The sequence below is a fragment of the Paenibacillus sp. sgz302164 genome, assembly GCF_056120505.1.
Genome location: NZ_JBVYOL010000002.1, coordinates 142,939 through 159,300 on the forward strand (window position 1 = coordinate 142,939; position 16,362 = coordinate 159,300).

The 16,362-nt window shown below is 52.2% G+C and carries 3 protein-coding genes; 2 read left to right on the top strand and 1 reads right to left on the bottom strand.

Annotated elements, in window-relative coordinates:
• Nucleotides 1–13: 13 nt before the first annotated feature.
• Nucleotides 14–2,611 (bottom strand): phosphoenolpyruvate synthase, encoded by a 2,598-nt coding sequence (ppsA, locus tag AC0LWT_RS04175; RefSeq protein ID WP_474679957.1) that lies wholly within the window; start codon nucleotides 2,609–2,611, stop codon nucleotides 14–16.
• 578 nt (nucleotides 2,612–3,189) lie between these two features.
• On the opposite strand from ppsA, the gene AC0LWT_RS04180 reads away from it, so the two are divergent.
• A complete protein-coding gene (locus AC0LWT_RS04180; RefSeq protein WP_474679958.1) occupies nucleotides 3,190–8,976 on the top strand; it encodes an Ig-like domain repeat protein in 5,787 nt (1,928 codons plus the stop codon).
• Between the two features lie 70 nt (nucleotides 8,977–9,046).
• Entirely contained in the window at nucleotides 9,047–16,204 is a 7,158-nt protein-coding gene (locus AC0LWT_RS04185; RefSeq protein WP_474679959.1) for an S-layer homology domain-containing protein, read from the top strand.
• Nucleotides 16,205–16,362 lie beyond the last annotated feature (158 nt).

Genomic DNA, 16,362 nt, shown 5'->3' on the forward strand with positions numbered 1-16,362 from the left:
ATACTTGTCGTATTTACAATATTTCGATATACCCTTCTGTTCCATGCACGCGAATTCGTTGCCCGTCTTTTATCAGCTTGGTAGCATTCTCCACTCCGACAACTGCCGGTAAGCCATATTCACGTGCGATAACTGCTCCGTGGGTCATCAGTCCGCCAACTTCGGTGACCAGGCCTTTTATGGATACAAACAATGGTGTCCAGCTAGGGTCTGTAAAGGAGGTGACTAATATATCTCCATCTTCCAGATCGGCATCTTCCATGTTTAAAATGACACGTGCCCGTCCCTCTATAACTCCGGAAGAAACAGGTAGACCTACAATAGCTTCGGCCGGCAGATTTTCACGTTTGTACTTACCTGCAATGATTTCACCGTCAGACGTGATTACACGTGGGGGAGTTAGTTTTTCAAAAAACTTGTAATCGTCTTTTCGTTTGGTGATGATCTGATAATCCAGTTTATTTGTGCGTACAACTTCGTGAAGTTCTTCAAAAGTGAGATCGTATATATCTTCTTTTTCAAGAATAACGCCCGCTTGTACGAGCTGCTCGGCTTCTTTCAGCAAAGCCTGCTTATAAACGAAGTAGCGAGTAACCATGCCGTATTTGGGATATTCCCGATACCCGATGAAATTGCGGACGAGGTCGATCATTCGTTTTGTTTCTTTGGCTTTTTGTTCACCATCCGGTAGTTGCTTCAATCGATCTAATAACTCTTGTTCCTTTGCCAAAGCTTCCTGTTGCCCTTGCTCAAATTTCCGATTGCTGGCATTAGGCTCAAAGTTTTTGATATTACCAAGAATCATGGGGACAAGTGTAGTTGGTTTTTCGCTCCAACGAGTTCTAGTAATATCGATTTCTCCGGCACATCGCATTCCGTATTTGCTGAGATAAGCATCGATAGCGTCGTGGGCTTCCTGTCCACCGTCAAACTTAACCAGTTCATCCAAAAAGTTATCATCTTTTACATGTTGCAAATAATCAATGACTTCCGGATAAGGACGAATCACATCTGCGACATCCAATAGCGCCAGACCCATTTCCGAAGTAATATTGCCCAGTACGGATTGAGAAAGCGTATCTGCTGCGTTTTTTTCACCTAACCACTCGTTCATTTTTTCATTGATCCATGATGAAGCATCCATAGCAGCCATAATCACACCCGAACTTTGTGGGGCAAATAAAATCTTCTTTAATTGCTGCTGGATATCTTCCAGAATAAAATCAAATAAATCGGAACCCGATTTCGCTTGGATGTTTTGTTTTAACTCTCCTATCGATGTTTGACTACGCTTAATCAAATCAGAAACGATTGTCGGATCGTTCTCGAATTGTGCCAGCATATCTGTATTGCTTCTGCCCGGACTCGGTGCTGTTTGATCATTTGGTAACAATTTTATAAAATCTCGCTCTATTATGGTCATGAGTGCGCCTTTTATGAGCGGATCGGATCCCAGGGTATTTAATAAAGTCTCCCGGCCGACAGGTGAAGCCAGCCTGGATGTAACATCAACAAACAACCTTCCACCAGCTTTGCGCATGGGTGCAGGAGTCGTTAACAGGAAAAAAGACAATCCCAGCGGTTTCATGGGATCTGTCATCATTTGTTGGTGACCGACAGATAGATAGACGTGATTTTCTTGATCATTCGCTTCAGGGATCGGGTATAAAGTCGTGATCGGACGACTCTGGACAATATAAAATGTATCATGGGCCAAACACCATTCGATATCTTGCGGCTGGCCGAAATAAGCTTCGATCCGTCTTCCGAGGCGTTCCAGTTGTAAAATTTGTTGTTCAGTAAGTGTCTGAGTCTTTTGCCGATCAAGTTCGATCTGCTGCGTCTCGGTTCCGCCTTCTTTTCGTCCATAGATCGCCAATTTTTTGGTTGCTATCCTCTTATCGACGATTTGCCCATCGCGAACTTTATAACAATCGGCAGATACCAAGCCAGAGACAAGTAGCTCTCCAAGTCCAAAACTGGCGTCGATGGATAACAACTTTCGGTTGCAGGTAATCGGATCAGCGGTAAATAAAATCCCTGAAGCCTGCGGGAAAACCATCCTCTGAACGATTACGGATAAATAAACTTGGCTGTGGTCAAATCCGTTTTGCATACGGTAGATTACCGCGCGATCCGTAAATAGGGAAGCCCAACATTTGCTGATATGCTGCAAGATTGCTTGTTTGCCGATGATATTTAAATAGGTGTCTTGTTGACCGGCAAAAGAGGCATGCGGTAAATCTTCAGCAGTCGCACTAGAACGTACTGCATATGCATGTTCCTCGCCAAACCGGGAGAGATAGTGAGTAACTGCTTTTACAACATCGGATGGAATTTCTATTCCCATAATGGTTTGTCGAATCTCCCGGCTGATTTCACCAATTTGCGCTCGATCCTCTACTTTTAGCACGGTTAGTTGATCCAACAAAGCATGATACGTTTCGTTTTGTTCGATGGCTTTTTGATATCCCGCTGTTGTAACACAAAATCCTTCTGGTACTTGTATTCCTTCAATTTTTGATAATTCCCCTAAGTTTAACCCTTTTCCGCCAACGAGCAAAAGCTGCGTTTTTTCCATTTCCTGAAAGCCGAGAACCAAAGAACACATTCTACATCTCTCCTAACTATTAAAATGAGAAAAACCATTTGACAAGAGTTAGCCCGACGTGGTACAATAAAATTGTAAGATGCGATAACTTTGTGATTTCAAATATAAAAAGTCGTAATCCGATTATATCATCGTGATTTTTTATTTGCAATACAAAAAGAACCTGGTGAAAATTCCTAGGTTCTTTTTTGATTTTCCACCACCGTTAGTCACACCAAAAAAACTAGTTCAAGCCGACTCCGTCACGGCATAATCACCTTACGGTTCTATACAGCCGTGAGTCCAATAATTCCGCCCCTCTCGTAGGCTTTCTTCCAGCGTTCCGCGCTTCCCACAGCCTAAATACCTTTTTTCTAAGTGTCCAGTCTATTCGGACCAGTTTAGAGCGAGCGATCTCCTTGCTCTTTTTTTGTTTCAGGAAATAATTGGGGCTGTTTGTGAGAATTTTGAGAGACGCATGTGGTAATATCCAAGACAATAAATATTTTGTCACATTTTGAAAGTGTTTTCTGGGTAAAAGGAACTATGCAAAATGACTCTAAGGATCCCACCATCTCATTTCCAAGGAGGAACAGCGAATGATACAGAAACGGAAGCGCAGAAAAAAGGAAAGGATGAAGAAAAAATATTCCTATCTCGTTGCCATGCTGGCGGCGCTGGGTTTGCATGCGATGCTGGCCGATAGGGTGGAAGCCAAACCTGCCTGGGCGGATGATAATTTTCTTCAATATGTGACTTACAACAGCGCGTTGTCCAAGTTTTCGAATGAAAATGACGACTATGACGAGAGCAATTTGCAGGCAAATGCATCCTATATTCCGAAGTTTCCCAACAATCTGAGCTTAAGGACGAAAAATTCAGGTTCTGATGACGATGGATTTGCCCTGGGCGGAACGATCTCGCCTGCGGATCTTCCGGCGCCTCTGATGGAGCTTGCGAAGATGGGACAGTTGGAATTCAAGGTCGACACCTCGGTAAGGATTGATGACAACGATACGATGATTCTGGTCACAAACGGAGACCAGGTCAAGAGACAAAAAAATAGCGATGACGGAGGGCTAGCGGTGTCGTACTCGATGACCTCGGGGTGGACTCCCTTTAAACCCGGCGGCAATAGCGTTCAATTTGTGCTGGACGATTCGCGGACTCCTCTTAGTTATTTTGAGAGCATAAAGTTGTCTCTTGTCGATACTGTTGGACCCGGCTTGCAGAGCATCACCGTGCCGAACGCAGGCAGCGGCAAATTCCATCTGGGCGAGACGATCGACATCGTCCTGCATTTTGATGAGATCGTGAATATCGACACGTCATTCGAGCTGCCGATGAACACGGGGAAAAAAGCCGTCTATTATTCAGGCAACGGAACGAAAGACATTACGTTTCACTACACCGTCGCAGCGGACGATATGACGCGCAGCGACGTTGGCAAAAAGCCTTACAATCAAGGAAGATATCTCGGCATCGGCACCCGGTCTGCTAGCGAATGGGACAGCCAGCAGGGCGGAGACGACAAAATCGGCTCGATTCTCCCGCCAAATGTGAAGGATCTCTCCGACAATGAGATGCTGGGCAGTACGATGGCAAATCCTATGAATTGGAAAAGTAAGTATGATACTTCTTACAATTACACAGGCGGTTCCAGTTACTCTAACCAACTGGACAGCAGCATGTTGCAGGTGGACGGCGTCGTGCCGATCATTAACGAAGTTCAAGTGGCGACGTCCACCGGAACGAAATATTTGAAGGCCGGCGATAAGCTCACGGTCAAGCTGCTGCTGGACGATATCGTTACGGGAACGAAAGGGTATATCGAATTCAACAACGGCAAAAGAGCCGTTTACAAATCGGGCAGCGGCACGAAGGAAGTAACCTATGAATACGTGGTGCAGCCTGAGGACGAGGGCAACGATTTGGCTTACAAGAACTTCGTCGCGAATCTGGGCGTTACCGACGATTTCGGCAATACGGCGATAGTGCAAAACAACTATACGCCCCCGTTGTCTCTTGAAGGCGAAGCGATTTGCGTCGATGCGAAGCTGCCGACCGTGCAATTTTTGCCGGATACGGACGGCACCTATGAGCGCCAGCATACGGTCAAGCTGAATGTGATCGAGCAAGGGTCGGGCCTGAAGGGCGATATTCTCAAGTATGCATGGGTGCAGTCCCCCGACCAGCAGAGCGTTGCATGGGTGACATATGGGGTCATGGACGGCAAATTGCCGACCGTCTTCAAAGACAATACCAACGGAGACTGGTTTGTAACGGTCCTGCTGGAGGACAAGGCCGGCAACGTCAACCGGATTACGAGTCCGGCCATTCGCTTTGACAACGTCAAGCCCGACATTGCCATTACGCCTGACGGAAGCGGTGGCGCTTATCTAGGTTCGCTGACACCGCAAGTGACGGTCACCGATGCACTGGCCGGTCCGGATGACACCCGGCTGGAGTATCAGTGGGTGTATTACGACGACGAACTCAGCGAAACCGCCTGGCTTCCGTTCCGCAACGGCCAGCCTGTGCAGACGCCTCAGTTCCCGGAGCACGGCCGATACACCTTGTATGTGCGCGCCTTTGACCGTGCAGGGAACAAATCCGAGGCTGTTACGCTGCCCTTTTATCTGGATGCGAAACCGCCGGAAATCAGCATGACGCCTAACGGCAATTTAACGCAGCAGCGGACGCAAAAAGCAAGGATCAGCGCCGTGGACGCCAACAGCACCTTGAAGCCGATCCAGTACTTCTGGAGTCAGGACGCCGAAGCGAAAAATGCGGTATGGAAGGAGCTCGGCTCCCAGTACGAGGTTTCGACCGACAATGAGAGCCAGCCGATGGAAGGCATCTGGTATCTGCATGTCCGGGCGTCGGACGTTTGGGGCAATGAGGCCGTGGAGAGCAGGGCGTTTTACGTTGACAATACGCCGCCTTCCGTTGTTTTTCAATATGCGCCGTCGGTGACCGCATCGGTCAAGGAAGCGAAGGCGGCTGTGAAGGTGAAGGATGCGAACACGATCTCGGGGCTGTACTACCAATGGACGAGCTCCGAGGGCAAGCCTCCTTCGACGGATGCCGGCTGGGCTTCCTTTACGAACGGCGCCGCATTAACGAAGGGTGGCGCCGACGGCGACTGGTACCTTCATATTAAAGCGGTGGATTCGTTCGGCAATGAAAGCATCAGCACCTCCCGGGTGTTCAAGTTGAGCAATACGGCGCCGAAAAGCTCCGATTTTCAGATCGACATGCCGGAGCAAACGAACGCGAGTGAAGTGAAAATAAGGATCGGCACGGCATCGAAGGAGCCTTATATGTATCATGTTGCAGACCGGAACGGGCAAGAAATTCAAAGCGGCCCGGTAACGGACGGTTCGGCGTTATTTACGCTGGGGCTGCCTGCGGCCGAAGGGACCTACGGGTATGATTTCAGCTTTGAAAATGAAGTCGGCATCCGCAGCGATACGGTACCCCGGTCCATCGTCGTGGACAAGACGCCTTCCGTCGCCGAAGCCGTTTATAGCGAAACGGCGCTGACCCGCGGGCCGGTCACGGTTCGTCTGGCGAATCTCAGCGACAACGTGACGCCTGCGAATGAGCTGCAAACACCTGACGGCGACAGCCATGTGTTCGCGGAGAACGGCAGCTATACGTTCAAGGTAGTAGACAAGGCCGGCAACGAGCGTTTGATTCCCGTGCAGGTGGCGAACATCGATAACATCGCTCCGAATATCCGCATCGACGCCGATAGGCAGCAGCAGCCGAGCCAAACTGTGAGCGCTGCCGTCTATGCCGACGATAATCGGACCTCCAAGGGCGATCTACAGGTTTATTACCAATGGGCGAAATCCCAGTCGGCGCCTGACGCATCGGACGGCGGGTGGATAGCTGCGGCGAACGAAACCGTCATTACCGAGAGCGGCCTTGAGTCCGGGGAATGGTATTTGCACGTGAAGGCGGTCGATCAAGCGGGCAATGCGGCTATTCGAACGAGCGACAAACTGATTGTCGACCGGACTGCGCCGATGGCGTCAATTGCGTATTCGATGACAGAGCCTACGGCTAATACGGTAACGGCGCATATCACGTTTGACAAAGCCGGCGTTCGCGTACTCAATACGCCGGGAGGTATCCCGTACTATACGTTCAACGCGAACGGTTCCTTTGCCTTTGAATATGAGGACGAGGCGGGCAACCGCAGCAGCGCCCTGGCGACGGTCGATCAGATCAATCCGGCGCTGCCGAAAGCGAATGTTTCCTTTTCGACGACAGACCTTACGAAAGACGATGTTACGGTTACGATCGCCACATACAACAACCGCTTTTCGTTGGCGGATATGACGTTCGAAACAGGGATGGGCGAGCAGCTCGTCAGCAGCCAAACGAACGGCCTGTCGGTCACGGAGTCCGTGTACACCATTTCGCATAACGGCATCATTTCCTTCGTTCTCCGGGATACGACCGGAGCGGTGGCCGATCAGCCGGTCAAGGTGCCGGTGTGGAACATCGACAAAACGGCGCCGGTCGCGACGCTCCGCTACGGCAGCACCGGCTGGACAAGAAGCGGCGTCGGCGTCACGCTCCAGTTGGAGGATGAGTCGCCTGCGACCATTTTGAACAACGGCGGCAGCAATTACATAGTTCTGGAGGAGAACGGCACGTTTACGTTTGAGTTCCAGGATGCGGCGGGCAACCGGTCTTCCGTGACGGCGGAGGTCACTCACATCGATAAAGAAGCGCCGACCGCCACGGTCGCCTACAGCACGACGGAGCCGACGAACGGGCCGGTCACGGCGACCATTCAAACGGCGGACAACAGCGGTGCGCCTGTGACGATTGTCAATAACGGCGGACAGGCGAGCTATACGTTTACGGAGAACGGAACTTTTACTTTCATCATTCGGGATCAGGCCGGCAACGAAAGCAGCATCCCCGTCGAGGTTAGAAACATCGACAAGGTCAAGCCGACAGGAACTGTCGTATACAGCACCAAATCGTTGACGAACCAGGATGTAGTCGTCAATTTGACGGCGGTTGACGACGGCGGCGAACCGGTGACGATCACGAGTGACGGCGGCCCGCAGCATACGTTTAAGCAAAACGGCGTGTTCACTTACACTTTCAGAGACAAAGCCGGAAATGAGGGAACTGTCGTCGCCGGCGTCAATTGGATCGACAAAACGCCGCCTCGCGGAACGATCACCGCCTCCGAAACTAGCCCTACCCGGGAGGATGTCACGCTGACGCTGAATTTGCCGGACGGGGGCGATATTGTCAATAACGGCGGCAGCAATACGATGGCGGCGCATGAAAACGGCGACTATACGTTCCAAGCAGCCGATGCGCTCGGCAATACGGCGGAATTCACGTATCATGTAGGCAATATCGACCGCAAAGCGCCGGTCGGGCAAATCATTTACAGCACGGACGGCCCTACGAACAAAGACGTAATCGCCACAGTGACGGCTGGCGAAGACTTCAAGGTGTTAAACAACAACGGCGGCAAGCAGGTGGTGTTCAAAGAGAACGGCGAGTTCGTGTTTGATCTGCAGGACGAAGCGGGCAACACGTCGTCCGTGAAAGCAACGGTCAACCAGATCGACAGAACGCCGCCAATCGTCACCGTCAAGTACAGCGAGACGAAGTTGACCAATCAGAGCGTCACGGCCTCCGTGTACAGCGAGAATGGCAAAAAGCTGATTGGCATTAATAACGACGAGAAAACGAGTCTCGTATTTAAGGAAAACGGCTCCTTCACCTTCATCGTCTCGGACGAAGCGGGCAATCGGGTCCGTGTCGGCGCGAAGGTGCAAAACATCGACAAAACGGCGCCTGTCGTCAAATTCGCCAATTCCGTGATGGTTTTCATGCCGGGCGAGACGATCAATTTGAATGATTTTGAAGCTTACGACGACCGGGACGGCGCGATTGCTCCCGACCGAGTTACGTTGAATCCGCCGCAGTTGGATACCTCGAAGGGCGGCGAGTACGTAGTCACGTACAGTACGACGGACCAGGCAGGCAATACCGCCGAGGTGAAGCGGCCTGTCAAAGTTTTGTCGCCGAGCGATTTTCTTGTTCTGGTGAACGGCCAATTCGAGCCTAGCGCGCAGTACATGGTCGAAGGCAATCAGGCCACTTTTAAAATCGTGAACTTCGTCGAGCAGTACAAAGCCTTCTACAAAAAGGGCGACGGCATGCTTAAAAGCGGAGATTTCAAGCTCAGCCCGGAGACGCTGGAACACGACGTAAACGGCGCGCCTGTCGCCAAGGAAATCCAATTCCAGGCCAAGCAGCCAGGCTGGCATACGTTTTATTTCCAGGATTTGAACCGGAGAACGGTGACGATCAACATTTACTTCCTTGGAGGCCAATGAGAAAAACTTCAATCGAAGGATTTCGAGGATGAGCGAACGCATTCTTATGTGGTGAGAAAGGAGCCAGGCTGTGTACAAATGGATTAGCAGTTTTTTAGTCGTCCTCATGCTGTTTATGTATTCTTCCGCTGAATTGGTTCATGCGGCGGTCGTAACCGATCCGCCTCTGGAGCTGGACAACGGGATTGTGAAGATGGTCGTTGACGGCAAGGGCCATTATACGATCAAAACCGTTCAAGGCAACCCGCTCAGAAAGAGCGATGATGACAAATGGCTGTTGTTTCAGGATAAAAGTCCGGATACGTCGTTCACGACGTTCCGGATCAATGACGAGGATTACATTTTCGGGGAGGGCTACGGGTTCAGTCTGGCGCGCAAGGCCGCTTTGCAGGGCCGCCCGGAAATTCAAGGCAAAGCGATTGTAACGACGTGGGATGTCGATGGCGTCGAGATCAAGCAGAAGCTGGAGCTCATCATCGATAAGGAAAATCCGAATTACGGCAATGTGTTCATTCAATACGGCGTAACGAACAAATCCGCGGCGTCCGTACAGGTCGGCAGCCGCATCCTGCTTGATTTGATGACCGGAACGAATGACGGCGCAGGCATCAAGATCGGGAATCAATTTATCGATACCGAGAAGGTTTTCAAAGGCGGCGACGTGCCCAAAATTTGGCGCGCGAGCGACAACGAATTTGCGCCAAACGTCGTTTCATACGGGTTGACCAGCGGTTGGGGCAACAAAGCGCCGGATTCGATGATCATCGGACACTGGCAGGGGTTATCCAAATCGACATGGGATTACCAGGCGAATCCCGATCTCAATTTTACGATAGAGTCAAGCTACGGGAAGAAGGATACGGCTGTCGCTTTTTACTGGAATCCTACAGAGCTTCCGAGCGGAGAGCGCACCGTTTTTGAAACGTACTACGGCATCGGGGAAGTGCCTGACAAGACGTACAGCTATAATGTACAGTTGTCTTCCATCTCCAAGCTGAATGTGAACGATACGTACGACGGTTATAAGGAAGAAGAGTTCGAGATTACGGCATTTGTCGAAAATAATCTTCCGAACTCGGCCGAGGTGTACAATGTCACGGCGTCCATCAGCTTTGAGAAAGGGCTGCAGCTTGTCAAGGGCGAGGAGAGCACCAAGGTCAAGCGGCTTCTCAAGGTCGGCGAGCAGCAGGCGTTTACATGGCGGGTTAAGGCTTTGCCCCAGGATATTTACAAAATGGAGAAGTATCGCGTCGATGTGTACGACAGCAGGCAGATCGGGGCCGACGGCAAGGTAAGTACTTCGGACATTTACACTTCCAGTCGTTTCGTCCTGCTGCCAAGTGTGAACGGCGGACCGCCGAAAACGGTTTATAATACCGTAAGCCCGGACAAGCTCTACTACAGCGGCAAACGTTCGTTTACGATTAAAGGAACGGGCTTCGAGATGTACAAGGACACGACCAAATGGAAGCTGCTGCTGCAGCATACGGGCACCAAGCAGGAGCTGAAAGTTCCGTCCAGCCAAATTTCGGTGCCTGACGATACGACCATTTTGGCAACGTTGGAAGATGAGCAGCCGGTAGGCGAATACAACATTATTGTCGAACAGAACGACGGCACGAGAACCCAACTGCCGTTCAAGCTGATGTCTACGAACGATAAATCGTATATTTCGAGAAATTACGGCGTTCTTGCCGTTCTCAAGGATTTTGCGCTCAAGGGTTCGGGCAGCGAGCCGACGTTTATTTACCGCGTTCTGCCGCTTAAAGACGAAAGTCAGCTGGAGCAGCTCAAAGCGAACCTTATTGCCAAGCATAAGCTCGGCGATCCGGAACGCAGCGTGCTTCTCACCATTAAGGGCGATATTCGCGAGGTGCGCACTCCGGCGGGGCAAGTATCGAAATATTTGGTTTACTCGGCGAACAAGAAGGCCATTATCAACGATGTCATGACTTACAGCTCGCCGGTTCCGATGATCATTTCGGACAACAAGCAGCAGGTGCGCAACATCGACAGCACTTACAATTTCGGCTTTGCTTACGATCTGGAGCCGAATTTCGATCCCGGCTTCCGGTGGAATTTCGATGTCATCGGCAGTCCGCTTCAGCAGGGAACGGAAGTGAAGCCTGCCGCGAACGCCGATCTGGGTCTGCCGGAGGTCGGCTTCAACAAGGTCTTTACTTCGACCAACACAGGCTTTGATATCGATTATCCTTATAATAGCGGTCAATCCGGGCTGAATAAGGATCAAATGAGCCAGTTGAAAGCAACGTACGTGTATATTCAAGGACAAGGCTTGCTCAGCGTTAACGCCAAGAACGGCTTTGATTTCTGGTACGACAACTTCAACATTGCGCTGCAGGACGGCCTCAAATATACGCTGGACGGGGATCGCGACAAGGCGAAGGACGAGGCAGTCGTCGTGCATATGGACGGAGTCGGCAAGTTCCTGAACGTCATGTTGTCCGGTTTGCCGGTCGACGTTAACGATTTGATTTTGGCGAACCGCAATGACAAGGACGTGTTGTCCTTCGGCGCGAAGGTGTCTCTGCCGTTCCTTGGCAGCGGCAAGAAAAATGCGGACGGAGAAGAATCGAAAGGAACGCTGTCCATCGATGCGAAGGACATTCTTTTCTCCCGCAAAGGCTATGAAGGTCTGATCGCCAAGGGCGAGCTGTCGCTATCCAACTACGGGATAGTCAAAGGCGTCGAGGCTAACGTGGGCGTCGACACCTTCAACGGCCATTACACAGTGGACGGGTCGGCGGAAATCGGCGTCGTGAAAGCGGAGGTCAGCTTTGAGATTATCCGCGAACGGCAAAACGATACGTGGTATTTGAACAAGCTCGTGCTTTCGGGCGAGGGCGATCCCGGTATTCCGGTCGTTCCCGGCAGCGTGTACGTGACGAAGCTGGGCGGCGGCGTCGAGAATTTGGCCGAGCTGACGAATCCGTACTACGGCGGAGCCGATATTTTCACGGTGGTCGTGCTCAGCGATATTAGCGCGATAAAGGACATCAAGGGAGATATGGTGTTCAAGGGAGAATTCGAAGGGAAATTCGACCGGAGAAAAATGCGCATCGACGGCAATCTGGACGTTGCCTCCCTGCCAATTTTCAAAAAAGCCTATTTGGAAGCTTCCTGGGATACGGGGACGGATGAGAGCTTCTATGTCACCGGCGGCGGCACGATCGATATTTTGGACGGGGTTGTTAGCGGCGGCGGCAGTGTTTATATATCTGACAAGCGTTTTGACGGAAGGGCCAGCATTGAGCTGAAAATCCCGGATGCGGTTCCTTTTGTCGGCGGGGAAACGCTGGCGAGAGCTTCCGCGGGCATCAATAACGAGGAGATTTGGGCCGCGGCGCAGATCAACCTGCTTCTCTTGTCCATCGAACTGTCGGCCGATTATTATTGGTCAGGCGGTCTGGACGTCGGGGTTGGTATCGCATCTTCCGATCCGAATTATATTCCTCGCACGAGCCGGGGCCGAGGCATTTATTCCATGCCGGTCAGAACAGGGAACCAAAAAGGCACGATGATGTACGGCACGAATATGCGGATCATCGGCAGCTCGAAGCCGACATCGCTGCTGGCTTCGAAGAACGGCGTAACTTTCGACAACGAGTCGCCGATCTACGGCACGGGCGCGGCGCTTGCGGCAGCCGACGACAAAAAGACGCATACTTTTGCGATGAATGACGCTTCCAGCAGCTATCTCGTCGAAGTGGCGTATGAGGGCGATCTCCCTCAGGTGAGTGTTACCAAGCCGGACGGCACGCCTATTGATCTTGTAGAAAAAGGCAACTACTTCATTCGCAAGGCCACGGTTGACGGCGTCGAGAAGCACTTCATGGTGATCGGCTTCGAAAAGCCGGCGGCAGGCGTCTATACGCTGACTTCCGACCGCGAAGTCGAAACGAAGCTGGCGCAGGTGCTGCCTGTGCCGAAACTGACAGCCGCAAGCGCGGAGCTTGCAGCCGGCAACAAGCTGCAGCTGAGCTGGAGCGGCGAGCATTATAAAACGTCGGACAATCCCAACGAAGCGTCGAAGCTTATCGTCTCCTTGTCCACGGAGAAGGAGAACGCCGGCCGAGTGATCGCCACACTGGACCCGCAGTCAGGCGGGCAGACGATCGATATTCCGGACAATGTGCAATCCGGCGATTACTACGTCCACTTCGGTCTGTCGACGGAGAAAATGTCGTACAGCGAAAAGGATTCGGAGCTGCTGCATATCGTGAATCCGAAAGCTCCGGCAGCCGTCGGCTCCGTGCAGGGCGCCAAGAACGGCAACGGCATGCTGCGCGCCACCTGGCCGGCAAGCGCCGATCCGGCGACTACGGGCTACAATATCGAAGTGTTCGACGCGGCCGGCAAGGCGGTCGACACATTCGGCGCCGCCTACGTTGACGCGAAAAATACGACGAAAGACCAGAACGGCAATTACAACGTCATTATTGGCGGTACTTACAAAAGACCGGCCGGTGCCAGCAAAACGCCTGAAATTCTCGGGCTGGAAACTGGCAAAACTTACAAGATCGGGGTTACGCCGGTAAGACAGGAGACGGACAGTCAGGACAACAAGAAGAGCAAAACTTTTTACGGACCGACCGTCATCAGCGCCGCCGTGGAGCTGCCGAAGCCTAATCCTCCGCAGATTGCGGTCAGCGTCGCAGGCAAAACGAAGGAGGGCGTCCTTATCGCCGATACGGAAGCCATCGACATCGTACAGGGCTCCGCTCCGCAAATGACGGGCGTGAGCGAACGCGATGTGAAGCTGAAGCTGAGCGCCGGGGAAGAAGTTACGGCCGACATTTACGTCGATTCCGTGAAGTACGGCAAGCAGCTGCAGGGCACAAGCGATGAGCTTACCCTCTATCAGCTGACGGACGGCATTCATTATGTTGATGTGGTCGCTAAAAACAAAGACGGAGACATCGCCGTGAAGCGGGTGAAGTTCGTCGTCGATACGAAGGCGCCTGTAGTGATGCTCGATAGCCCTGCATCCGATTCGATTGCGCCAAGCGGCACCGCGGAAATTCAAGGCAGTACGGAAGCGGGCGCCAAAGTGGTCGTTGACGGCCGCGAAGTGTCCGTTGACGACAAAGGCAAATTCCATGCGTCCATACCGCTGAGCAATCAGTATAAAAGTCAGATTGCCGTTTCATCTTCGGACGCCGTAGGCAATACGACTACTTCCAGGCTGCAGGTTATCAACGGCTCCATCAAGCCGCTCAAGAAAGTGCGCTTGACGCCGAATGTGGAGAAGATGAAAGCCGGGGATTCCGTGCAGCTTCAACTGATCGGCATTCAAAACGATGCCGCAGGAACTGAAATGGTCGTCGATCCGGAATATGTGAAATGGGAGTTCATGGAAGGCGAGTCGATCGCCCAAGTGGATGCGAGCGGGAAGCTGACGGTGAACCAGGAAGGGGATGTCGTTCTCCTAGCCTCGTATCAAGTGGCGGATACGTATTCGTTCCAGGATGCCGTCGTTGTGAAGGTCGGCGGGGAAACGGATATCAAACCGATAAGCAAAGTGAAGCTGTCTCCGACCGTGCAAAAAATGTTCATCGGCGATACGGTCAAGCTGGATCTCACCGGCTTGAGGGATGACGGCACCGCCGTCACACTCGATGACAGCAGGGTGACCTGGGAGCTTACGAGCGGCGATACCTTCGCCAGCCTCGACCGCTCCGGCAGCCTGTCGGCGCTTGCCAAGGGCGATGTTACTGTCCGCGCTTCCTACAAGCTGAGCAGCGGCGTAACGGTCCAAGATGAAATGACGATTCATATTGAAAGAGATCCGAAGACGATCCAGCTTGTTAGCGTCAAACTGTCGCCGGATGTGTCCAAAATGCAAGCAGGCGAATCGCTTCAGCTGAAGCTTACCGGCATCGATGACGAGGGTTCCACGGTAGCTCTCAAACCGGATCAGATCAAGTGGGAGCTGACCAAAGGCTCAGAGATCGCATCTATAGATGTATCCGGCAAGCTGAAGGCGCTGCAGGCCGGCGATGTCGGCGTACTCGCCACCTACACGCTGGATAACGGAACCGCCTTGCAGGATACGAAGACGATTAAGATCGAGGCGAAAAGCGATTCCTCGGATAGCGGCGGCACACCGCCGATCACCGGTCCGGTTGTTCCCGCCGAAGACGGAAACAAGGACAAGAACAAGGATTTGGATGCGCTGCTGCAGCAAATGCTCGACCGCTTCAAAACGCAAGGCATTAAGGAATCAGGCGTATTCGATCTGTACCCGGATACCGATTTGCAAAGCAAGCGGGTTGAAGAAATTACCGTTTCCATCTATAAAGGTACGGTCAGCCAGGCTGACAAACTGGTTGTCGGCAAAGCAAGCGACGCCGGCAAATACGTCAGCAGCGAAGAGAAGCGCACCAAACAGCTTGTTTCCGGCATTTATGAGCTGGGTATTGTCCGCAGCGGCAAGCAGACGAGCAAGCCGGCCGAAGTGAAGTTCCATTACGACGCTTCGCAATTCCCGGATTCAAGCGGCTTGACGGTATACCGTTTTAACGACTATATGCAAAAATGGGAAATGGTTCAGGGCGTGAACGACGCCGCTCGCGGCGAGGTCACCGTGCAGGCCGGGCGTCTGGGCAAGTTTGCATTGTTTAATGTCGCACAGCCTGTCAACTTTAAAGATGTTGCCAAAGGCAGATGGTCCGCCGCAGGCATCTACGCGCTGCAATCGCTGGGCGTCGTCGACGGCGTTTCCCAAGGCGATAATCTCCTTTTCGAGCCGGAGCGCAGCATTTCAAGGGCGGAATTTATGAAACTGCTCGTTGCGGCGAAAAAACTGGCCTTGCAAAACGGCAATCTGGAGAATGAGTTTAAAGATTGGAATCGAATTGCAGACTGGGCCAAGCCTTACCTGTATACGTCCGTGGTTCAAAATATTATGGGAGGCCGTCAAACCGCTAGCGGACTCGTGCTGGATAGCGATGCGCCGATTACGCGCGCGGAAGCCGTTGCGCTTTTGGGCAGAGTTGTGAGCGGCGCAAGCAGTGCGGCGGGAGACGGGAAGCCGTTCGCAGATGCGGCCGACATACCGGAATATGCGCGTTCCTATGTCAAGCAAATTCGTCAGAGCGGATTCATGGACGGCTACGAAGACGGCACGTTCAGGCCTTCGAACCCGATGACCCGGGAAGAAACAGCCGTATTGATTCACAGATTGATCAGTTATTTGGATAAATAAACAGCCTTCTTGCAAGGCGGCAGTAACTTTGGGACAGATCCTTTGGGGTCTGTCTTTTTTTATTCTAAAAACTCGACGCCTTCACCGATGTCCTTCATCCGATGGTGTCGCAGGCGCCCGTCCGTGACTCGCCCGAAGCCTACCCGAGGCTCGTCCGG

Bases quoted from the DNA above. Each gene is read 5' to 3' on its own strand.
- ppsA (WP_474679957.1), bottom strand. From the start codon at position 2,611: ATGTGTTCTTTGGTTCTCGGCTTTCAGGAAATGGAAAAAACGCAGCTT.
- AC0LWT_RS04180 (WP_474679958.1), top strand. From the start codon at position 3,190: ATGATACAGAAACGGAAGCGCAGAAAAAAGGAAAGGATGAAGAAAAAA.